This window comes from Streptomyces sp. NPDC050485 (genome assembly GCF_044458185.1).
In the GTDB taxonomy this organism is placed as follows: Bacteria; Actinomycetota; Actinomycetes; order Streptomycetales; family Streptomycetaceae; genus Streptomyces.
On sequence record NZ_JBITHR010000005.1, the window covers coordinates 325,857 to 346,188 of the forward strand.

19 protein-coding genes and 1 pseudogene are annotated in these 20,332 nt (G+C 70.1%); 7 read left to right on the forward strand and 13 right to left on the reverse strand.

Translation table 11 applies throughout. From position 1 onward, the window contains the following. Positions 1–839: 839 nt before the first annotated feature. The 5 genes from ACIBK6_RS13300 to ACIBK6_RS13320 form a co-directional block, all read right to left on the reverse strand. Complete coding sequence (locus ACIBK6_RS13300) at positions 840–1,046, reverse strand: DUF397 domain-containing protein (RefSeq protein ID WP_399051302.1); 207 nt, start codon at positions 1,044–1,046, stop codon at positions 840–842. 1,136 nt (positions 1,047–2,182) lie between these two features. Next, positions 2,183–3,031, reverse strand: coding sequence for a helix-turn-helix domain-containing protein (locus ACIBK6_RS13305; RefSeq protein ID WP_399051303.1), 849 nt, complete (start codon positions 3,029–3,031; stop codon positions 2,183–2,185). 27 nt (positions 3,032–3,058) lie between these two features. Continuing rightward, positions 3,059–3,589 carry a DUF6879 family protein gene (locus ACIBK6_RS13310; RefSeq protein ID WP_399051304.1) on the reverse strand — a complete coding sequence of 177 codons (531 nt, stop codon included), beginning with the start codon at positions 3,587–3,589 and terminating at the stop codon, positions 3,059–3,061. Beyond that, positions 3,564–3,821: a hypothetical protein gene (locus ACIBK6_RS13315; protein ID WP_399051305.1), complete on the reverse strand. Its 258-nt coding sequence runs from the start codon at positions 3,819–3,821 to the stop codon at positions 3,564–3,566. The genes ACIBK6_RS13310 and ACIBK6_RS13315 overlap by 26 nt, the downstream gene beginning before the upstream one ends. 229 nt (positions 3,822–4,050) lie before the next feature. Then, positions 4,051–5,577 carry a beta-ketoacyl-[acyl-carrier-protein] synthase family protein gene (locus tag ACIBK6_RS13320; protein ID WP_399051306.1) on the reverse strand — a complete coding sequence of 509 codons (1,527 nt, stop codon included), beginning with the start codon at positions 5,575–5,577 and terminating at the stop codon, positions 4,051–4,053. 216 nt (positions 5,578–5,793) lie between these two features. On the opposite strand from ACIBK6_RS13320, the gene ACIBK6_RS13325 reads away from it, so the two are divergent. The 4 genes from ACIBK6_RS13325 (at position 5,794) to ACIBK6_RS13340 (ending at position 8,992) form a co-directional block, all read left to right on the forward strand. Further along, the gene (locus tag ACIBK6_RS13325; protein WP_399051307.1) at positions 5,794–6,744 is read left to right on the forward strand and encodes an RluA family pseudouridine synthase; all 951 of its coding nucleotides are present in this window, start codon (positions 5,794–5,796) and stop codon (positions 6,742–6,744) included. 70 nt (positions 6,745–6,814) lie between these two features. Then, positions 6,815–7,759, forward strand: a complete 945-nt coding sequence (locus ACIBK6_RS13330; protein WP_399051308.1) for an aldo/keto reductase — start codon at positions 6,815–6,817, stop codon at positions 7,757–7,759. Beyond that, a complete protein-coding gene (locus ACIBK6_RS13335) occupies positions 7,756–8,067 on the forward strand; it encodes an L-rhamnose mutarotase (protein WP_399051309.1) in 312 nt (103 codons plus the stop codon). Before ACIBK6_RS13330 ends, ACIBK6_RS13335 begins: the two co-directional genes overlap by 4 nt. A gap of 49 nt (positions 8,068–8,116) precedes the next feature. After that, positions 8,117–8,992 carry an amidohydrolase family protein gene (locus tag ACIBK6_RS13340; protein WP_399051310.1) on the forward strand — a complete coding sequence of 292 codons (876 nt, stop codon included), beginning with the start codon at positions 8,117–8,119 and terminating at the stop codon, positions 8,990–8,992. Between the two features lie 67 nt (positions 8,993–9,059). On the opposite strand, the pseudogene ACIBK6_RS13345 reads toward ACIBK6_RS13340, so the two are convergent. The 4 genes and pseudogenes from ACIBK6_RS13345 to ACIBK6_RS13360 form a co-directional block, all read right to left on the reverse strand. Next, positions 9,060–9,263: pseudogene (locus ACIBK6_RS13345) on the reverse strand (MBL fold metallo-hydrolase); the annotation flags it as partial. 27 nt (positions 9,264–9,290) lie between these two features. Next, a complete protein-coding gene (locus ACIBK6_RS13350) occupies positions 9,291–10,406 on the reverse strand; it encodes an S-(hydroxymethyl)mycothiol dehydrogenase (protein ID WP_399051311.1) in 1,116 nt (371 codons plus the stop codon). Between the two features lie 48 nt (positions 10,407–10,454). Further along, on the reverse strand, positions 10,455–12,098 hold the full coding sequence (locus tag ACIBK6_RS13355) for an amidohydrolase (RefSeq protein ID WP_399051312.1): 1,644 nt from the start codon (positions 12,096–12,098) through the stop codon (positions 10,455–10,457). Positions 12,099–12,136: 38 nt separating this feature from the next. Then, complete coding sequence (locus tag ACIBK6_RS13360; RefSeq protein WP_399051313.1) at positions 12,137–13,633, reverse strand: APC family permease; 1,497 nt, start codon at positions 13,631–13,633, stop codon at positions 12,137–12,139. 118 nt (positions 13,634–13,751) lie between these two features. Here ACIBK6_RS13360 and ACIBK6_RS13365 point away from each other — a divergent pair, with 118 nt between their 5' ends. Further along, positions 13,752–14,465, forward strand: a complete 714-nt coding sequence (locus ACIBK6_RS13365; protein WP_399051314.1) for a TetR/AcrR family transcriptional regulator — start codon at positions 13,752–13,754, stop codon at positions 14,463–14,465. A 54-nt stretch (positions 14,466–14,519) separates the two neighbouring features. On the opposite strand, the gene ACIBK6_RS13370 is transcribed toward ACIBK6_RS13365, so the two are convergent. Both ACIBK6_RS13370 and ACIBK6_RS13375 read right to left on the reverse strand, forming a co-directional pair. Beyond that, positions 14,520–15,977 carry an amino acid permease gene (locus ACIBK6_RS13370; RefSeq protein ID WP_399051315.1) on the reverse strand — a complete coding sequence of 486 codons (1,458 nt, stop codon included), beginning with the start codon at positions 15,975–15,977 and terminating at the stop codon, positions 14,520–14,522. Between the two features lie 230 nt (positions 15,978–16,207). Next, positions 16,208–16,909 carry a FadR/GntR family transcriptional regulator gene (locus ACIBK6_RS13375; RefSeq protein ID WP_399051316.1) on the reverse strand — a complete coding sequence of 234 codons (702 nt, stop codon included), beginning with the start codon at positions 16,907–16,909 and terminating at the stop codon, positions 16,208–16,210. Positions 16,910–17,047: 138 nt separating this feature from the next. Here ACIBK6_RS13375 and ACIBK6_RS13380 point away from each other — a divergent pair, with 138 nt between their 5' ends. Beyond that, the gene (locus ACIBK6_RS13380) at positions 17,048–17,557 is read left to right on the forward strand and encodes a gluconokinase (protein ID WP_399051317.1); all 510 of its coding nucleotides are present in this window, start codon (positions 17,048–17,050) and stop codon (positions 17,555–17,557) included. A gap of 12 nt (positions 17,558–17,569) precedes the next feature. Then, positions 17,570–18,976 (forward strand): gluconate:H+ symporter, encoded by a 1,407-nt coding sequence (locus ACIBK6_RS13385; protein WP_399051318.1) that lies wholly within the window; start codon positions 17,570–17,572, stop codon positions 18,974–18,976. On the opposite strand, the gene ACIBK6_RS13390 is transcribed toward ACIBK6_RS13385, so the two are convergent. Together ACIBK6_RS13390 and ACIBK6_RS13395 are read right to left on the reverse strand one after the other, a co-directional pair. Continuing rightward, positions 18,962–19,597, reverse strand: a complete 636-nt coding sequence (locus tag ACIBK6_RS13390) for a cytochrome b/b6 domain-containing protein (RefSeq protein ID WP_399051319.1) — start codon at positions 19,595–19,597, stop codon at positions 18,962–18,964. The two genes, ACIBK6_RS13385 and ACIBK6_RS13390, sit on opposite strands and share 15 nt — an antisense overlap. Further along, complete coding sequence (locus tag ACIBK6_RS13395; RefSeq protein ID WP_399051320.1) at positions 19,569–20,312, reverse strand: molybdopterin-dependent oxidoreductase; 744 nt, start codon at positions 20,310–20,312, stop codon at positions 19,569–19,571. The genes ACIBK6_RS13390 and ACIBK6_RS13395 overlap by 29 nt, the downstream gene beginning before the upstream one ends. Positions 20,313–20,332: the final 20 nt, after the last annotated feature.

Here is a 20,332-nt window from a genome sequence, read left to right on the forward strand (position 1 = left end):
GCCCGCCGACGAACGGATCAATCCGGGCAGTATGGGCAAAAGTTAAGGTCCATAGATGAACCGCAGCCGTCCAACCGTCGCCGCAGTGGCATTTCTCGCTGTACTTGGCTTGGCGGCCTGTGATTCAACGAAGCCCGAGGCTCCAGTTAGTAGCTCGCCGGTTACCACTCCAGCACCCACCTTTACCGAGCCCAGCAGCGCTCCGCCGAGAGCGACGCAACCCCTGCCTCAGCCGGTCCGGCCCAGCGCGCGCCAGACCAGTGCCCCCACCCAGACCACCGGCGGGGGCGGGTTGTGCAGCATTCGCACGAACAAGGGCAACTGCTACAAGGCTGGCGAGTACTGTCGAAAAGACGACCTTGGCAGGACCACGACTGATGCAGAAGGCAATTCACTCACCTGTGAAATGGAGTCCGGGCGTCCTCACTGGCACTACTGACGAATCATCGTCACGGTGGAGCGATCAGGGAAATCCGGTCGTCCGGCTACTTCGTTCACACTCGAAGATGACACTCCCGATCTCGGAACCGGGAAGGCAGTCGGAACTGCTCACGGGTACCAACCCCTTCATCGCATTGCTCTGACCGCTCGAATCAAACCCAGAACGCCCCCGCCGATTACGGCGGGGGCGTTCCCTTGGTTGCTCAGCGGTTCAAGTCCCAGTACTCCTCCAGCAGCCGCAGAGCGGGGGCGAGTGCGCCCCGTCCTACGCCTGGGCACCGTCGATCAGTCGGCAGTGCCCACACTTCCCAGCACGACATGCAGCGCATCACCCCAGAGTGCTCCGGATCGCGCTCCGCGCTACCACCGCACAAGGGGCACTGCTGCATGACGACTCCCTACGCCGTAACGTCGAACTCCCCCAGCTTGGCGCCGGGGAGGAAATCCGCCCACTCCACGGTCGTGAACTCGACCGTCTGGCCCGTCGCGGAGTTGCGGACCGCGACCTTACCGGGAACATTGGTCGCCTCCTCGACACACAGCTTGTTGTTGTCGTACTCACATGCGCTGGACGTGCGGAACTCGAACTCGGGGACTGCGGTCATTGTGCCTATCCCTTCGCCGCGCGTGCGGGGATCGGTCCCCGCGCCGTTGGACAACCCGCCCCGGCCGCTTGGCCTGTCCAGGGTTTCCATCACCGGGATGGGGGCTTGGACCGCCCGACTGTCGCTGACCTGCTGTCACAGCCATGCGGACACTGGGACCAACGCAGCCGTCCTAGACCAGCCTGGGGGCAATGTTGGGGAGAACGGAGCGGAGCGATCGCGGGTCGTCCGGCTGTCCGTACTGCACTGCTTGTGAACCCGCATGGCGTTCGTCGTCTTCGCCGCCTCAGCGGGGTCGCCCGCCTGGTGATCGCTGCACTTACCTGTTTGCGAAGCGACGCGCACTGGGGGCACGACGCGGGGTCGACCTCGCCCGCCCTCGGGGCAACGAGGTTCAGCAAGTTCTGTACAGACACGGGCCTACTCCTCGTAATGCCTGCCCCGCCGGGCCTCCGGATGGGTGCGGGGGGAACTCAGTTCGGATACGTCCGGCAGGGGCGGAGAATGAGGGGGTCACCATCGGATCGGCTCCAACGTGCCGCCCGCGCAGGCCGGGCAAGGAACCTTGAACGAGTGGCGACAGGTGTCGCACCCAGCGAATCCCCAACAGTCGGGACACCAGATCGAGCGGTGACCGGTGCACAATCCGCAGAGCATTCCCGAGTGGACGGGGTCGTTGGTGGCCTGAGGCTTCTTGCGGGCCTTCGACCTGGGAACCGGGCGAGTCGCCGTGCGAGGACTCACAGCCCACCTCTGCGGCTGCGCCTGTGGGCCTCAGCCACCCTGGCGTGCAGATCCTCGATCGGCCGTTTCGGCGGCGCCTCGTAGTAGGGGCACCTCGGACTACCGCATTCACACCTGGGCCACTTCAGCCCATCGCCGGGGGCCAGGTCGGCTTCCTCCGGCCCGCCGTGGTCAGCCTTCTGCACCATGAGCACGCCACCGATCCCGAACGCACCGGAGAGCCGGGAGAGGAACTGTCGGGCCTCGCTGCTGCCCATGTGATCAGCCGCGTGGGTGCTGTGCGTCCTGCCTTCGCTCACCATGGCCCGCCCTCTCCAGCGCCTCCGCTACGTCAAAGACGGTAGGGAGAGGGGGAGTTGTCGGTCCACGTTCTTGCACGAGCTTGCACGCAGTTACCGGAGCGAGCTGATCGCCTCCGTGATGAGGACGCGGGCCTCTGATCCGTAGACGGCCATTTCTGCCAGTTGAGAGAACGCCTTCGCATAGACAGCGATCTCACTCGGAGCCGACACGTTCACAGCGGCCGTCAGCAGCTCGACACTCGCACGGTGGTCGTCGAACAAGTAGAACGCCTCCAGGGGCCACACCCGCCGCTCAGCGGCGAACGGGATGATGCCGAGGCTCACGTTCGGAAGCGCCATCACTGCGAGCAGGTAGCCAAGTTGGCCGGCCATCGTGTCGGCGTCACCGATGCGGTAGCGCAGCACGGTCTCCTCCATGAGCAACGCAAACCGGTGGCCGCCTTCATGGAGGACGTGCGAGCGCTCGACGCGCGAAGCCGCGGCATCGGATGAGTCATCCGGGGTGCCTTGAAAGGTGGCGATCGTGGAGAGCAGAGCAGTCGCGTATGCCTCAGTCTGGAGCATCCCGGGAACGACGTTCGAGCAGTACACGCGGAAGTGCCGGGTGCCTTCGTACAGGGGAACGACTTCCTCCTGCGCCCTGCGCATCCCATGCCGGTGGAGCTTTTTCCAGTGGACGTACATCTGATCGGCTTGGCGGTTCGCCGCGACGAGATCCGCAGTCTGGTCCTCCGCGCCGCACGCCTTGCACCATGCACGGATGTCGGCATCAGAGGCGGGCGTCTTCGCCCGCTCTATGCGGGATGACTTCGCAGGACTCCAGCCGCACCGAAGCGCCAGCTCGTGTCCGGTCAACTCCGCATCTCTGCGTAGCTCCCCGAGGCGTGCGGCAAGGACTTCGCGGGCGGCCTGAGCCCTGGATGAGGGGGACGCGGACATGAGTTGGCTCTTCAGTGTTTCGCTACGTCAGACCGAGTACTTTTCGTGCGGGATCCCGCGCTCCCACACAGCCTCGAATGCGCCCGATGCCAGCCGTGCTACGGCTCGTTCAGTGCGAACCTCCCAGCCCGGTTCGGACCAGTTGCCATCACCCGAGAAGTGGTTGAAGAGCACGGTCTCACCGTCGAACACCCAGCAGTCGTTTCCGGGCAAGGCGATGTCCGATGCCTGCCGCCTGGGCAACCACCGGACTTGCTCCCCGGCCAGCACGTTGACCACAGTGCCGGCGTGCTCGTACCGGATGTAGTCCGTCACCGGTTCGGAGACGACTCGGGCGCGACGGACCACAACGCCGCGGGCAACCGTGCTTCGAATCAACTCAACCCAAGGCGTCCAGTACTCGGACGCGGGGTCCACGTCACGTTGCCCGGTGCGCTTCCAGGTTTCGAAGTCCTCGGCTTCATCGCCCACCCCGTAGGAGTCGCGCAACTCCAGGTGCACGGCTGAGTGCTTGGCTGCCGCCAGCAGCTCGTTAAAGCCCGGCTCGCTCTGCGACATCGCACGCCCTCCTGAGCATCGGCACCATGCGGGCCGGAATCCGAATGACGGCTTCGTGTGCGGGGATACCCGGCGCATGCCCCGGAGCCTCGAACGCCGCGCACTCTGCCTCCAGTTGCTTGTCTGGCTTCAAGCCCTGGAGCACGAGTTCCCTGTTCTCCTCGTCCACCCAGACGGTGGGGGAACCCTGTTGACCGGTGTCTGGATCAATCCCGATGAACCGTAGTGCCATGGCTGCCTCCGGTGTCGAGCGGCTTACGCCAACTTGCACGAGCTTCGCCGTGGCGGGTCCGCATCGTCAAGGGCGCACGAGCGCACCGGCGAACCTCCAAGCCGTGACACAGCGTTCCGGCGACACGGCGGAGTGGAGACTTCAAGCCCCCCTCGGACACCAGCAAGTCCCCGTGGTCGCACAGCGATCGCGGGGACTTCTCGTTGTACGGCGGCTCCGCCCCCGGGGTTCACATCCGCCGGAAGGCCAGCACCGCGTTGTGGCCGCCGAAGCCGAACGAGTTGCTCAGGACTATGTCGCCGCACGGCGGGAGCGGGCGGGGGGTGCCACGGACTATGTCCAGGTCCAGGCCCTCCTCCGGGTCGTCGCAGCCGACGGTCGGCGGGATCAGGCCGTCTCGCAGAGTGAGTACCGCGGCGATCGCCTCGACTCCGCCCGCGCCGCCCTGGAGGTGGCCCAGGGCGCCCTTGTTGGCAGTGACCGGGATGTCGCGGGTGTGGCGGCCGAACAGCCGGCCCAGGGCGCGGGCCTCCGTGCGGTCTCCTTCCACCGTCGCGGTGGCATGCGCGTTGACGTGCGCGACGTCGGCGGGGGTGGCCCCCGCGTCCGCGAGGGCGGCCCGCAGCGCGGACTCGATACCGCGGCCGTGGGGTTCGGGGGCCGCGATGTGGAAGGCGTCCGCGGACAGACCCCAGCCCGCCGCCTCGCAGTAGATGCGAGCCCCGCGCGCCCGCGCGTGCTCCTCTTCCTCCAGGACGAGGATGCCGGCGCCCTCCCCCAGGACGAATCCGTCGCGTGCGGCGTCGAACGGCCTTGACGCGTCGGCCGGTTGGTCGTTGCGCGTCGAGACGGCCCGCAGCGCGGCGAACGCGGCGAGGATCTCCGGGGTGATCACGGCTTCGGCGCCGCCCGCGACGACGAGGTCGACCCGTCCGGCGCGGATGGCGTCGATGGACTGCCCGATCGCCTCCGTACCGGACGCGCAGGCGGACACCACGGTCCTGGCCTCGCCGCGGATGTCCAGGTCCTTGGATATCTGGGCGGCCGACGCGGACGGCACGGTCATGGGCGTGGTGTACGGGGAGACCGCCCTCGGCCCGCGTTCGATGAGGGTCAGCCTGCTCTCGACCAGGACCGGCGCCCCGCCGATGATCGTGCCGATCGACACTCCCGTACGGGACGGGCGCAGGCCGCTGGCCACGGTCCCCGACAGGTCGAGCCCCGCGTCCCGCCAGGCCTCGCGGGCGGCGAGCAGCGCGAACTGGGTGGAGCGGTTCATCCGGCGCGCCACCGGCTTCGGGAACAGTGCGGCGGGGTCGACGGCGGCCCGGGCGGCGAGCCGTACGGGCAGCCCGTCGAACTCCGGGCCCGACACCACCGAGACCCCGCAGCGGCCGTCGAGCAGCCCCTGCCACAGCTCCGGCACATCACCCCCGAGCGGGCTGACGGCACCCAGGCCCGTCACCACGACCCGGCGGGGTCGCGGGGCGTCGCGCGGTACGGGCTGCGGCAGATCGGCCGGGTCCTGCCGGGACGTACGCACGACCTGGCGTTCATAGCGTGGCAGTACGCGCTCCAGGTCGGGGCCGCCGGTCAGCGGACGCAGCTGCAGCCTGGTCTTCGTCTCGGTCGCGGGCGCGGTGCGCACCACCACGAGCCAGGGGCCGTCCGGATCCGTCGCGATGACGTCTCCGGGCATCAGTTCGCCCGTGGTGAGCAGACAGCATTTGCCGCCCATGACTGACTCTTCGCTCATCACTGCCTCTTAATGCCTTACTTGCGCTCCGAGCCTACGTACGGCATATACGGACATCTCGCCGTTAGTCCCCTCTCGCAGCATGCCTCTCGATCGCGCTGACAGCAGGGCGGGAGGGCCGTCCCATTCGTCCAGCCAAACCGGAATCCGCTCGGAGAAGGGTGCTGACCTGGGGTTCCCTTGCTTCTGCGGGCCCGGGTGGGGTTCTCTGGTTCTGTGAGACGCAGATCCAGGACCCCGGCCGCCCCGCTTCCGCAGCGCGACGGCATCGATCCGGTGCGTGTGCGGCTGCCCGCCGATCCGGCGGGGGCCTGGGCGACGGTCGGTGATCACCTGGTGGGCCGGTTCGAGGGCGCGATCGGCGCCGGGCGGGTGGCCGCGATGCTGCGCGAGGGACGGTTCGTCGGGGCCGAGGGCGTGCTCAGCGGGGCGGAGGCGTACCGGGCCGGGACGCATGTGTGGTTCCACCGGGACTTCGCGCCGGAGCCGCCGGTGCCGTTCGAGGTGGGCATCGTGTACCGCGACGAGCGGATCGTGATCGCGGACAAGCCGCACTTCCTGGCCACCACGCCACGGGGCCGGCACATCACCGAGACGGCGGTGGCCCGGCTGCGGCGGGATCTGGCCCTGCCCGCGCTCCAGCCCGCCCACCGGCTCGACCGGCTGACCGCCGGGCTCGCCCTGTTCGTGGTGCGGCCCGAGGACCGGGGCGCGTACCAGAGCCTGTTCAGCGACCGCCGGGTGCGCAAGGAGTACGAGGCGGTGGCGGCGTACGACCCCGGTGTGGCGCTGCCGGTGACCGTACGCAGCCGGATCGTCAAGGAGCGCGGGGTGATCGCCGCCCGCGAGGAGGCGGGCGAGCCGAACGCGGAGAGCCGGATCGAGCTGGCCGAGCGGCGCGGCGGGCTCGGCCGCTACCGCCTGCTGCCCGCGACCGGCCGGACCCATCAGCTGCGGGTCCACATGAACGGGCTCGGCCTGCCGATCCTCAACGACCCGGTGTATCCGGTGGTCCTGCCGGAGCCCGATCCCGAGGACTTCGGGGCGCCGCTGCAACTACTGGCCAAAACCCTGGAGTTCACCGATCCGGTGGACGGGCGGGCCCGCAGGTTTGAGAGCGGGCTGCGGCTGGCGGAATGGCCCGCCGCCGAGACATCGGATCAATAAGCCTCTCGCGTACGGAATTTGAGGCCTCGGGGGTGCCTGAACCCCGCAAAGGTCTGATAAATATGCGGGCATGCGTGCTACCTCGCTGGGTGCCGGCGACTGCCCGGTGACCGCTCTGTCCTTCGGCGGCGCCGCTCTCGGCAACCTCTTCACCCCGCTCACCGACGAGGCGGCCCGGGGTGCCGTCGACGCCGCCTGGGAGGCGGGCATCCGCTACTTCGACACCGCCCCGCACTACGGGCTCGGGCTCTCCGAGCGCCGGATCGGGGCCGCGCTGCGCGACCGGCCGCGCGATGCGTACACGCTCTCCACAAAGGTCGGCCGCGTGCTGGAGCCCTGGGAGGGCGGCGGGGACGATCTCGCGGAGGGCTTCGCGGTGCCCGCCACACACCGCCGCCGCTGGGACTTCAGCGCGGACGGCGTGCGCCGCAGCATCGCGGCCAGTCTGGAGCGGCTCGGGCTCGACCGGATCGACATCGCCTACCTGCACGATCCGGACGACCACGGCGAGCAGGCGCTCCGCGAGGCCTACCCGGCGCTTGAACGGCTGCGCGCGGAGGGCGTCGTACGGGCCATCGGGGCCGGGATGAACCGGACCGGGCTGCTCACCCGCTTCCTGCGCGAGTCGGACGTGGACGCGGTGCTGTGCGCCGGGCGGTACTCGCTCCTCGACCAAGGCGCGGCCGACGAACTGCTGCCGGAAGCCGCCGCGCGCGGCCGCAGCGTGGTGGTGGGCGGCGTCTTCAACTCCGGGCTGCTCGCCGACCCGCGCCCCGGCGCGATGTACGACTACAGCGCCGCTCCCCCGGAGCTCCTCGAACGGGCGCTGAAGATCAAGGCGGTCTGCGCGGGCCACGGTGTTCCGCTGCGGGCCGCCGCGCTGGCCTTTCCGCTGCGGCATCCGGCGGTGGCGAGCGTGCTGGCCGGGGCGCGTTCGGCGGCCGAAGTCCGCGACACCGCCGCCATGTTCGCGACGCCGGTGCCGGACGAGCTGTGGGAGGAACTGGGCATATGAGGGTCGCGCTGCACACCCGGGTCCGGGCCGACCGGATCGAGGAGTACGAGGCCGCGCACCGGGAGGTGCCCCGGGAACTCACGGCCGCGATCAAGGCAGCCGGGGCCACCTCGTGGACGATCTGGCGCAGCGGCGCCGAGCTGTTCCACGTGATCGAGTGCTCGGATTACGCACATCTGCTGAGCGAGTTGGCGGGATTGCCGGCGAATGTCGCTTGGCAGGTTCGAATGGGCGAACTGCTCGATGTCGTACACGACTATTCGAGCGAAGGGGCGGGGGCCGGGCTTCCGGTGGTGTGGGAGCTGTGAGGAGCTGCCCGGGGGCGTCGATGCCCCTCACGACGTGGGCGAGGCCTTCGTGAGTGCCCCCCGCCCCGTGCGGGAAGCGGACTTCGTCGATGCCCACCACCATGTGTGGGACCTGGGCGTCCGCGACCAGGACTGGATCACGGGGCCCGAACTCGCCCTGCTCCGCCGGAACTTCACCCTTGACGACCTCCGTCCGGAGGCCGCATCCGCCGGGGTCACGGCGACCGTACTCGTACAGACCGTGCCGGTGGCCGAGGAGACCCCGGAGTTCCTGGCGCTCGCGGACGGCAGCGGTCTCGTCGCGGGGGTCGTCGGCTGGACCGACCTCACCGCCCCGGGCATAGCCGATGAACTGGCCCGGCTGCGTCAACTACCGGGCGGGGGGCGGTTGGTGGGGATCCGGCACCAGGTGCAGGGGGAGCCGGATCCCGAGTGGCTGCTGCGCGACGATGTACGGCGCGGGCTCCGGGCGGTCGCGTCGGCGGGGCTCGCCTACGACCTGGTGGTCACGTCCCGGCAACTGCCCGTCTGTGTGCGGGCCGCCACCCTGCACCCCGAACTCACCTTTGTGCTCGACCACTTGGGGAAGCCGCCCATCGCCACGGGGGCACTGGAGCCCTGGGCTTCGGCGGTCCGCGCGCTCGCCGCGCTGCCCCACACCGTGTGCAAGCTGTCGGGGATGGTGACGGAGGCGTCCTGGGCGCGGTGGAGTGTGCGCGATCTTCAGCCCTATGCGGAAACCGTGCTCTCCGCGTTCGGGGCGGGGCGGGTGATGTGGGGGTCGGACTGGCCGGTGTGCGGGCTGGCGGCGTCGTACGCGGGTGTGCTCGATGCGGCTCGGGAGCTTACGGCGGGGTTGAGCGCGGCCGAGCGCGCGGCGGTTTTCGGGGGGACGGCTCGGGGAGTGTACGGGCTGGGCCCTTAGGGGCGCGGGGAACTGCGCGACCAGCCACGGACAGCCCGCAGCCGACCTACCGCTCAGCCGGCGCAGCGCCCGTCGCGCCGGGGCCGCCGGCGAAGAGGGTGTCGCCGGTGAAGACCGTGCCGAGGGACGGGGCGTGGAGGCAGACCGCGCCCGGGGCGTGGCCCGGGGTGTGAATGACCTCCAGCTCCGTACCGGCGATCAACACCCGCTGGCTGTGCGCCAGTTCGGCGTCCGGGAGGCATCCGGGGTGGGTCTGCTTCCACAGCGGGAGGATGATCGATACGTGCGCGAACGGTCATCAGAACTCCACCACCGAGCGCAGCACATCACCCTCGTGCATCCGCTCAAAGGCCTTTTCGACCTCATCGAGCGCGATCGTTTCGGTCACGAACGCTCCGAGGTCGATCCGGCCCTGCTGGTGCAGATCGATCAGCATCGGGAAGTCCCGGGACGGCAGGCAGTCCCCGTACCAGGAGGACTTCAGGGCGCCGCCTCGGCCGAAGACGTCCAGGAGAGGGAGTTCCAGGGTCATGTCCGGTGTCGGTACGCCCACCAGCACGACCGTGCCCGCCAGGTCGCGGGCGTAGAACGCCTGCTTGTACGTCTCGGGGTGGCCCACCGCCTCGATGACGACGTCCGCGCCGTTGCCGCCGGTGAGCTCTCGGATCGCCTCGACGGCGTCCTGTGTGCGGGAGTTGACGGTGTGCGTGGCGCCCATCGTCTTCGCCGTGGCCAGTTTGCGGTCGTCGATGTCGACGGCGATGATCCGGGCCGCGCCCGCCAGCCGGGCGCCCACGATCGCCGCGTCGCCGACGCCGCCGCAGCCGATGACGGCGACCGAGTCGCCCCGGCCGACGTTGCCGGTGTTGATGGCCGCGCCGATGCCGGCCATCACGCCGCAGCCGAGCAGGCCCGCCACGGCCGGGGAGACCGCCGGGTCGACCTTGGTGCACTGCCCGGCCGCGACCAGGGTCTTCTCGGCGAACGCGCCGATGCCGAGGGCGGGAGACAGCTCGGTGCCTCCCCCAAGGCCTCCGGCCAGGGAGGTGCCCCCAAGCAGCGTCATCTTCTGCTTCGCGTTGTGGGTGTTGAAGCAGTACTGCGGGCGGCCGCGCAGGCAGGCCCGGCAATTGCCGCACACCGCACGCCAGTTGAGGATCACGAAGTCGCCGGGCGCGACATCGGTGACGCCCTCGCCCACCGACTCCACGATCCCGGACGCCTCGTGGCCGAGCAGGAACGGGAAGTCGTCGTTGATGCCGCCCTGCTTGTAGTGCAGGTCGGTGTGGCACACGCCGCAGGCCTGGATCTTGACCACCGCCTCGCCGGGGCCCGGGTCCGGCACCACGATGGTCTCGACCCGTACGGGCTGGTTCTTCCCCGGTGCGATGACCCCTTGGACCTGCTGCGACATGCCGCCCCACTCTCTGGTTCGTACCGTCCGGTGTCTCAGGAATACACCCTACGAGGCGGCATCGTGCACCCGTCGGCCGCCGACGTAGGTCCGCAGCACGCGGGTCGCGCCGATCTCCTCGGGCGGGCCCGCGTAGGGGTCCCGGTCGAGCACCGCCAGGTCGGCGAGGGCGCCCGGGCGGATCGAGCCGGTGTCGTCCAGGTGGTTCACATACGCCGTACCCGCCGTGTACGCGGCGAACGCGGCGGTCAGCGTGATCCGCTGCTCGGGCAGGAAGACGGGGCCCTGCTCCTCGGGGGTGATCCGGTTCACGGCGGTGTGGATGCCGTGCATCGGGTCGGGGCTGCTGACCGGCCAGTCGGAGCCCGCGGCGACGGTCGCCCCGGAGCGGAGCAGCGCCCCGAACGGGTACTGCCGGCCCGCCCGTTCCTCGCCGAGGAAGGGGATGGTCAGCTCGTCCATCTGGGGTTCGTGGGCGGCCCACAGGGGCTGGATGTTGGCGGTGGCGCCGAGTTCACGGAAGCGGTCGATGTCGTCGGGGTGGACGATCTGGAGGTGTGCGAGGTGCGGCCGGGTGTCGGTCCACCCGTTGGCCTCGCGGGCCGCCCGCACCGCGTCGAGCGCCTCGCGCACGGCCCGGTCGCCGAGCGCGTGGAAGTGCGCCTGGAAGCCGAGCGCGTCCAACTGGGTTACGTACGAGCGCAGTTCGACCGGGTCGACGAAGCTGGTGCCCGAGTTGGCGGTGGCGCAGCCGCAGGCGTCCAGGTACGGGCCGAGCAGCGCCGCGGTGCCGGTCTCCGCCACGCCGTCCTGCATGATCTTCACCGATCCGGCGCGGAACCGGCCGTGGCTCAACTCGCGCCGCTTCTCGACCAGTTCGGGAATCTGCTCGGCGCCGCGCTCGCGGTCCCACCACAGGGCGCCGACGACCCGAGCGGTCAGCGAGCCGTCGCGGGCGGCGGCCAGATAGGCGTCCGCCGGGTCGTCCATCGAGCCGAAACTGCCGACGATCGCGTCCTGCCAGGCGGTGATCCCGTACGAGTGGAGGTGCGCCTGGGCGCGCAGCAGTGCCGCGCGGCGTTCGGCGGGGGTGGAGCGGGGGGTGTGCCGGCCGACCAGGTCCATGGCACCCTCCTGGAGGAGTCCGGTGGGCTCGCCCAAGGCGTCGCGCTCGATGCGGCCGTCGGCGGGGTCGGGGGTGTCCCGGGTGATCCCGGCGAGGACGAGGGCGCGGGTGTTGACCCAGGCTCCGTGGTGGTCGCGGTTGGGGAGGTAGACGGGCCGGTCGGGCACGACGCGGTCGAGGAGGTCCCGGGTGGGGCTGCCGCCGTCGAAGGCCTCCATGGACCAGCCGCCGCCGGTGATCCACTCCTGGCCGGGGTGGGCGTCGGCGTAGGCCCGTACGGCCGCCAGGGTGTCGGCCGCCGTGCGGGTGCCCGTGAGGTCGCAGCGGGCCAGCTCGATGCCCGCCGACACCGGGTGGACATGGGCGTCCTGGAAGCCGGGGATCAGCAACTTCCCCGCGAGGTCCACGACTTCGGTCCTCGGGCCGATCAGCTCGCGCACCTCGTCGTGGCCGACGGCGGTGACGCGCTCCCCGGTGACGGCCACGGTGGTGGCGCGGGAGCGGGCGGCGTCCAGGGTGAGGACCGGGCCGCCGGTGAAGACGAGGTCGGCGGGGGTGTGGCGCATGTGCGGATCCATTCTGTACGGGTCGGTACGGGGGTGGTTCAGGCGGCTTCGGGGGCGCCGAGCGGTGCCGGGTCCGTTTCCATCGTCGAGAGGCCGGTGACGAAGTACGGGGATTTCCTTACCCATTTGGCCCAGGCCGCGGCGACGAAGCCGCTGAGCACCATCACCGCCGGGCAGGTGAGCATGAACCACCCGTTGTCGGGGCTGACTTCGAAGTGGTCGGCGGAGGTGTAGAAGGTCCAGCCGAGGTAGCCGCCGAGGCCGAGCAGGAACAGTGCGCTGAGGACCGGGATGACGACGGCGCGTACAGCCTCTCCCACGCTCTCCCGCAGCGCCCCGCGGAAGCGGCTCGCGGCGGCCAGCGCGGTCAGCGCGTAGTAGAGGGACACCACGATCCCGATCGCGTTGACGGAGGCCAGGATCAGGTCGCCGATCTTGGGGATGAGGAGCGAGAGGACGGCGATGGCCGCGGCGACGCAGCCGATGGCGATCGTGCCCGCCGCCGGAGTCCCGTACCTGGGGCTGACCTTGAGCCAGAGCGGGCCCAGTGTGCGGTCGCGGCTCATCGCGAACATGCCGCGCACGGTGGGGATGACACCGGACTGGAGCGAGGCGACGGCCGAGAAGGTCAGCGCGACCAGCGGGAGCGCGGCGAGCGGCTGGGAGGCGAGCCGGTCGCCGAAGAAGGTGAGCCCCTGGGCGCCGTGGCCCACCAACTCGTCTGCGGAGAGCACCCGTTGGAAGGCGAAGGAGCCGAGCAGGAACAGGCCGAGCATGGTGAACAGGGTGATGAGTCCGGCCTTGGAGGCGTCCTCGGGGTCGCGGATCTCCTCGTTCACGCTGAAGGTCGACTCGAACCCCCAGTAGCAGAAGACGGACAGCAGCAGCCCTTGGGCGAGGGCCTGGCCCGAGGGGATGGTGAACGGGTTCAGCCAGTCGAGGCTGAAGGGGTGCGGGCCCTTGAGGAGTCCGTAGCCGCAGAAGCCGAGCAGCACCGCGTACTCGAAGACCAGGAGCCACTTCTGGAGGGTGGCGGCCGAGCGGGTGCCGACGACGGCGGTGAAGGTGACGGCCACCAGGATGACGATGCCGATGGCGGTGGACTGGGCCGTGGAGTCGGGGTTCAGGCGCAGCCCACCGAGCTCGTGCAGGCCTGCCTCGCCCGCGAGTTGGAGCAGGGCGGAGCCGGTGACGGCGGTGGTGTAGGAGAGGAAGACGACGGTCGAGACGATGCCGATCCAGCCGGTCAGGAAGCCCAGCCAGGGGCTGAGCGAGCGGCCGACCCACACATAGCCGCTGCCCATATTGGGCTCGACCTTGTTGAGCCGGGTGTAGGCGCTCGCTATGCCGAGGATCGGCACGAACGCGAGCAGCATGACGATCGGCAGGTGCAGGCCCACCGCGCCCGCCGTGACGCCGAGGCCGATGCCGATGCTGGTGGTGGCCGCCGTGGAGGAGGCGGCGATGGCGATGCCGTCGAGGACTCCGAGGCTCTTGTGCAGAACGGGTGGGTCACTGCCGTAGGGAGTGCGCACGGTCGCTCCTTCGCCGAGGGGCGCTGATCGGCCCCGATGGCGGCACATCGAACTCCCGGTGAACTCACTTCGTCAACGCCGTTGTCATAAACTCCGCGGCTTCGTAGGGTGGCGGCCCATGAGCGAGCGAGTCGTGGCGGACGGGGAGCGGCGGCGCCGCCGACCCACCAAGCTGGGCACGGTGCTGTCCGAGGAGCTGATCGTCCGGACCGCGCTGCGGCTGATCGGCGAGCACGGGGCGGCGGCGCTCACGGTGCGCCGGCTCGGCACGGCGCTCGGCGCGGACCCGAGCGCGCTCTACCGCTATTTCCGCGACACCGACGACCTGCTGCTCGCGGTGGCCGACGAGCTCATCGGCCGTACGCTGCGCTGCTGGCGGCCGACCGGCGAGTGGCGGGCCGACCTGCGCTCGCTCGGGCTGCGCATCCACGCCGACTACCAGGCCCATCCGCAGGCGGCGCTGCTCACCTTCACGCGGGTCACCGGGCGGGCCCACGAGATGCGGTCGGTGGAGACGATCCTCGGGATTCTGCGCGGGGCCGGGTTCCCGGACGCCGAGGCGGTGCGGATCTACCACGTCTTCGTCGACCAGGCGCTGTCGTTCGCGGCGATCGACGCGGCGGTGCTCACGCTGCCCGAGGAGTCCCGGGAGCTGGAGGAGCGGGCCTGGCGGGAGCGGTACGCGCGGCTTCCGGCGGACACCCATCCGCATGTGGCCGCGACCGCGCCGGTCCTGGTGGCGGAGATGCGCCGCAGCGCCTACCCGGCGGCCCTTGAGATGGTGCTCGCGGCGGCCGCGGCGCGCTTGCAGCACGTACGCACAGAGGCATGAAAAGGGCGGCACCCCCGGAACCGGGGATGCCGCCCGCTCAAGCAGCCGGGCCGCCTACTCGCCCGAGGCGATCGCGGAGACCCGCTTGCGGACCAGGTACCAGCCGCCGACGAGCAGCGCCGCGATGATCGGGAGGCAGTAGATCGTGGTGCGGCCGACGCCCCCGCCGTACCACATCAGGAAAGCCACGGTCGCGAGGAAGACCAGCGTCACGATCTGCGTGTACGGGGCCCACGGCAGTTGGTAGGACGGGCGCTGCACGCCGCCCTGCTGGGCGCGGCGCCAGAACAGCAGCGAGCAGATCATGATCATCGCCCAGGTGCCGAGGATGCCGATGGAGGCGAAGTTCAGCACGATCTCGAAGGCGTCGTTGGGCACGAAGCCGTTCAGGCCGACGCCGAGGACGCCGAATCCCGCGGTGAGCAGCACGCCGCCGTAGGGCACCTGGCCCTTGTTCATCAGGCCGGTGAACTTGGGCGCGGAGCCCGCCATCGCCATCGAGCGCAGGATGCGGCCGGTGGAGTACAGGCCCGAGTTCAGGCTGGAGAGGGCCGCGGTGAGGACCACCAGGTTCATCACGCCGGCCGCGGCCGGGACGCCGATCTTGTCGAGGACGGTGACGAACGGGCTCTGGCCCTCGGAGTACTCGGTGTACGGGAGCAGCAGCGCGAGCAGCACCACCGAGCCGACGTAGAAGATGCCGACGCGCCACATGATCGAGTTGATCGCCTTGGGCAGGATCTTCTGCGGGTTCTCGGTCTCACCGGCGGCGACGCCGCACAGCTCGACCGACGCGTACGCGAAGACGACGCCCTGGATGACGAGCAGCATGGGCAGCATGCCCATCGGGAAGATGCCGCCGTGGCTGGTGATGTTGGCCAGGCCCGGCGTGGAGCCGTCCACGTTGTGCTGGGTCACCACCAGGAAGATGCCGACCAGCATGAAGGCGACCAGGGCGACCACCTTGATGATCGCGAACCAGAACTCCATCTCGCCGAAGTACTTCACCGAGATGAGGTTGGCGGTGAGCACCACGGCCAGCGCGATCAGCGCGAGGATCCACTGCGGGACGTTGCTGAACATGGCCCAGAAGTGGGCGTAGGTCGCGGCCGCGGTGATGTCGGCGACGGCGGTCGTCGACCAGTTGAGGAAGTACAGCCAGCCCGCCGTGTAGGCGCCCTTCTCGCCCATGAACTCACGGGCGTAGGAGACGAAGGCGCCCGAGGAGGGGCGGTAGAGCACGAGCTCGCCGAGGGCCCGTACGACGAAGAACGCGAAGACGCCGCAGACCGCGTAGGCGATCGCGAGCGAGGGGCCCGCGCCCGCCATCCGGCCGCCGGCACCGAGGAAGAGGCCGGTGCCTATCGCGCCGCCGATGGCGATCATGTTGATATGGCGGGACTTGAGGTCCTTGCTGTAACCGGCGTCACCGGCGTCGATGTGGGGGGTGCCCGTCGATGCCCCCGCGGGGGCATCCTGGGTCTCGGCCGCAGGCATGGTGCGGTCACTCATGGAGTAGTTCGCCTTTGTGAGGGGTCATGCGGTCGTGCGGGACCGGCCGTACCGGTGATGCAGGTCGTCACCTTGGCAGTGACTAGTCGTCACCTTGGCACGGACCAGCGGCCCATAGTCCCGGCTGTCGGCACAGTTTGGCAGTGTCCAATGTCACGTAGAGACAGATTTGAGGTGTTTCAGAGGTAACTAAAAGGTATCCGGTGAACGTTTTTTGTTGCCTAGGGTACCTATGGAGCGAGTACGTCCAGTTCCTGGAGGGCGCCGACCGCGATCTCCCGGGTCAGCCGCTCGGCCTCCGCGGCATCGCGCTCGCGCACCGCCTCGGCCACCCGCACATGCAAAGTGACGGCGGCCGGGTCGGGGTCGGGGAACATCACCTGGTGGTGGGTGCGGCCGGTGAGGACCTCGGCCACCACATCGCCGAGCCGGGCGAACATCTCGTTGCCGGACGCGTTGAGCACGATCCGGTGGAAGGCCACGTCGTGCACGAGGTACGCCTCCAACTGGCGGCCGCGCGAGGTGGCGACCATGCCGAGGGCCCGCTCGGTGAGATCGGCACATTGGGCGGGGGTGGCCCGCAGGGCGGCGAGGCCGGCCGCGACCGGCTCCACGGCGGAGCGCAGCACGGTCAGGGAGCGCAACTGGCGCGGCCGGTCGGCGCCCGCCAGGCGCCACCGGATGACCTGCGGGTCGTACACGTTCCACTGCTCGGGCGGCTGTACGGTCACGCCGACCCGGCGTCTGGACTCGACCAGGTACATGGATTCCAGGACCCGCACCACTTCGCGGACCACGGTGCGCGAGACGTCGAAGCGCTCGGCGATCTCGTCGGTGCGCAGCACGCTGCCCGGCGGGTACTCCCCCGCGGTGATCGCGAGGCCCAGGCTGTCGAGCACATGCGTGTGGAGCCCCCGGGCCGCAGTCGTCATGGGCCAAGCCTACGGGGCACCATCGAGGCCTCAAAAGTATGACTTTTACATCACGAGCTCTTGAATATGTCGTACCTAATGGGTTTGAGTGTGCGCGACGGACATCGATGTCGATGAAGACAGCGAGGCACCACCCGCATGAAATCCCCTTTGACCATCGTCGTGATGGGCGTGGCCGGGACCGGCAAGACCACCATCGGGCCGCTGGTCGCGGACCTGCTCGGCGTCCCCTACGCCGAGGGCGACGACTTCCACCCCGCGGCGAACGTGGCCAAGATGTCCGCGGGCATCCCGCTGGACGACGCCGACCGCCGGCCCTGGCTCGACGCGATCGGCGCCTGGGCGCACGGGCGGGCCGGGCTCGGCGGGGTGGTCAGCAGCTCCGCGCTCAAGCGGAGCTACCGCGACCGGCTGCGGGCGGCCGCCCCCGGACTGGTCTTCCTGCACCTGACCGGTGACCGCGGGCTCATCGAGCGGCGGATGTCGCAGCGCACCGGGCACTTCATGCCGGCCGCGCTGCTCGATTCGCAGTTCGCCACCCTCCAGCCGCTGGGGGCCGACGAGGCCGGCGTCGCCGTCGATGTGTCCGGCACCCCCGAGGAAATCGCCGAGCGGGCCGCCGCCGCGCTGCGACCGCTCTCCATCTAAGGAATCACCACCGTGACCAGACTCAGCGTCGAGTTCCTGGCAGCGGGCGCCACGGAGCCGATCACCTCGGCCGGCAACACCCAGCTGGGCATTGCCGTACTCGCGGGCATCGCCGTCATCGTCCTGCTCATCACCCGGTTCAAACTGCACGCCTTCCTCGCCCTGACCATCGGCTCGCTGGCACTCGGCGCCTTCGCGGGCGCACCGCTGGACAAGGCCATCGCCAGCTTCAGCACCGGCCTCGGCAGCACGGTCGCCGGGGTGGGCGTGCTGATCGCGCTCGGCGCCATCCTCGGCAAGCTGCTCGCCGACTCCGGCGGCGCGGACCAGATCGTCGACACCATCCTCGCCAAGGCCGGCAAGTCCGGCGGGCGGGCGATGCCCTGGGCGATGGTGGCCATCGCCTCGATCATCGGGCTTCCGCTGTTCTTCGAGGTCGGCATCGTGCTGCTGATCCCCGTGGTGCTGCTCGTCGCCAAGCGCGGCAACTACTCGCTGATGCGGATCGGCATCCCCGCGCTCGCCGGTCTCTCGGTGATGCACGGGCTGATCCCGCCGCACCCCGGCCCGCTGGTCGCCATCGACGCGATCGGCGCCAATCTCGGGGTGACGCTCGCGCTCGGTGTGGTGGTCGCCGTGCCGACCGTGATCATCGCGGGGCCCCTGTTCTCGAAGTACGCGGCCCGCTGGGTCGACATCCCGGCCCCCGAGAAGATGCTTCCGGGGCGCCCCTCGGAGGACCTGGAGAAGCGGCCGAGCTTCGGCGCGACCATCACCACCGTGCTGCTTCCGGTCGTCCTGATGCTGGCCAAGGCGCTGGTCGACATCGTGATCGACGATCCGAAGAACCACGTCCAGCGGGTCACCGACGTCGTCGGCTCGCCGCTCATCGCGCTGCTCGCGGCCGTCCTCGTCGGCATCTTCACGCTGGGCCGGGCGGCCGGATTCACCAAGGAGCGGATCTCGGCCACCGTCGAGAAGTCGCTCGCGCCGATCGCGGGCGTCCTGCTGATCGTGGGCGCGGGCGGCGGCTTCAAGCAGACGCTGATCGATGTCGGCGTGGGCCGGATGATCCTGGACTTCTCCCAGCACTGGGCGATTCCGGCGCTGCTGCTCGCCTGGCTGATCGCGGTCGCGATCCGGCTCGCGACCGGCTCGGCGACCGTGGCGACCATCTCGGCGGCGGGGCTCGTCGCACCGCTCGCGGCCGACATGTCGACCGCGCACACGGCCCTGCTCGTACTGGCCGTCGGCGCCGGTTCGCTCTTCTTCAGCCATGTCAACGACGCCGGGTTCTGGCTGGTCAAGGAGTACTTCGGGATGGACGTCGGCCAGACGATCAAGACCTGGTCGGTGATGGAGACGATCATCTCCGTGGTGTCGCTCGGCTTCGTGCTCCTGCTGTCACTCCTCGTCTAGCTCCGGCTCCCACAAAGGGTGCTCCCGCTCGGCCCACGGGCGCTCGACCGACCCGGTGCGCATGCCACGGCGTGCCTCCGGGTCGCCGAGCGCCATCCACACATGCCCGGCGATGACGATGCCGACGGCCAGCGACAGCCAGTCGTGTACGAAGGTCGCGCCGATCCGCACCTCGATGGCCGCGAGATGCGTGAACCACATCAGCAGCCCGGTGCCCAGCATCACCAGGGCCGCCCCCGCGATCCAGCCCGTGTACACCTTCTGCCCGGCGTTGAACTTGCCGGCCGGCCGCGGCTCGCGCTCCCGGCGCAGCGCGCTGCGCAGCCAGGTGCGGTCGTACGGCCAGAAGCGGTTGAGGCGACCGAGATCCGCGCGGAACGCCCGGGAGACGAGGCCGAGCAGGACCGGCACGGGCAGCAGCACCCCGCAGATCTCGTGCACCCGCACCACCAGTTCCCGCCGGCCGACCGCCTCCGCGAACTGCGGGACGTACAGGATCGCCGCGGTGACCACACAGGCGCCCATCAGCCAGGCCGTGGCCCGGTGCACCCACCGCTCCCCCGGCGTGAACCTCCGTACTCGGTACGGGAGTTCAGCCGGTGGGGGTGTCTTCGCGTCCATTGGACCGGCCGACCCAGGCGTCGGTGTCATAGCCTCGCTCCTCCCAGAATCCCCGCTGGACCTGCTCCGTCACGGTGATCCCGGAGAGCCATTTCGCCGACTTGTAGAAGTACATGGGCGCCACATACAGCCGGGCGGGCCCGCCGTGGGCGTGGCTGACCGGCTTGTCCTGCATGCTCAGGGCGATCAACACGTCGTCGCGGCGGGCCTGTTCGAGGGTGAGGCTCTCGCTGTAGGCGCCGTCGAAGCAGGTGAAGCGGACCGCCCCGGCTCCCGGCCGGACCCCCGCGGCATCGAGGAGCCGGGACAGTTGCACCCCCGCGAAAGGGGTGCCGGGCACCCGCCACCCGGTCACGCACTGCACATCGCGCACCAGCCGGGTCTGCGGCAGCGCGCGCAGCGCGTCGAGCGTGTACGTCGCCGGCCGGGTGACCATGCCGTCGACGGTGAGCCGGTAGTCGGCGGCGCTCCGGTGCGGCACGGAGGCGGTGACCGAGTAGTAGCGGAAGCCGCCGCCGTTGGGCAGCAGACTGGTGAGCCCGGTGGGGTCCTTGTCGGCGGCGGCGCCCAGGAACGACTCCAGGCCCTGCTGGACATAGCGCGCGGAGGCGACCCCGGCCACGCCGAGTCCGAGCATGCCGAGCACGAGTCGGCGCCCGACGGGGGCGCCGCGCGGCTCGGTCCTCGGGGGTGGTTCCGGTTGTTCTGCTGTCACCCGACGATTCGAACACCCGC

Coding starts and splice junctions, on each gene's coding strand:
- ACIBK6_RS13300 (WP_399051302.1), bottom strand. CDS start 1,046: ATGACCGCAGTCCCCGAGTTCGAGTTCCGCACGTCCAGCGCATGTGAG.
- ACIBK6_RS13305 (WP_399051303.1), bottom strand. CDS start 3,031: ATGTCCGCGTCCCCCTCATCCAGGGCTCAGGCCGCCCGCGAAGTCCTT.
- ACIBK6_RS13310 (WP_399051304.1), bottom strand. CDS start 3,589: ATGTCGCAGAGCGAGCCGGGCTTTAACGAGCTGCTGGCGGCAGCCAAG.
- ACIBK6_RS13315 (WP_399051305.1), bottom strand. CDS start 3,821: ATGGCACTACGGTTCATCGGGATTGATCCAGACACCGGTCAACAGGGT.
- ACIBK6_RS13320 (WP_399051306.1), bottom strand. CDS start 5,577: ATGAGCGAAGAGTCAGTCATGGGCGGCAAATGCTGTCTGCTCACCACG.
- ACIBK6_RS13330 (WP_399051308.1), top strand. CDS start 6,815: ATGCGTGCTACCTCGCTGGGTGCCGGCGACTGCCCGGTGACCGCTCTG.
- ACIBK6_RS13335 (WP_399051309.1), top strand. CDS start 7,756: ATGAGGGTCGCGCTGCACACCCGGGTCCGGGCCGACCGGATCGAGGAG.
- ACIBK6_RS13350 (WP_399051311.1), bottom strand. CDS start 10,406: ATGTCGCAGCAGGTCCAAGGGGTCATCGCACCGGGGAAGAACCAGCCC.
- ACIBK6_RS13355 (WP_399051312.1), bottom strand. CDS start 12,098: ATGCGCCACACCCCCGCCGACCTCGTCTTCACCGGCGGCCCGGTCCTC.
- ACIBK6_RS13365 (WP_399051314.1), top strand. CDS start 13,752: ATGAGCGAGCGAGTCGTGGCGGACGGGGAGCGGCGGCGCCGCCGACCC.
- ACIBK6_RS13370 (WP_399051315.1), bottom strand. CDS start 15,977: ATGAGTGACCGCACCATGCCTGCGGCCGAGACCCAGGATGCCCCCGCG.
- ACIBK6_RS13375 (WP_399051316.1), bottom strand. CDS start 16,909: ATGACGACTGCGGCCCGGGGGCTCCACACGCATGTGCTCGACAGCCTG.
- ACIBK6_RS13380 (WP_399051317.1), top strand. CDS start 17,048: ATGAAATCCCCTTTGACCATCGTCGTGATGGGCGTGGCCGGGACCGGC.
- ACIBK6_RS13390 (WP_399051319.1), bottom strand. CDS start 19,597: ATGGACGCGAAGACACCCCCACCGGCTGAACTCCCGTACCGAGTACGG.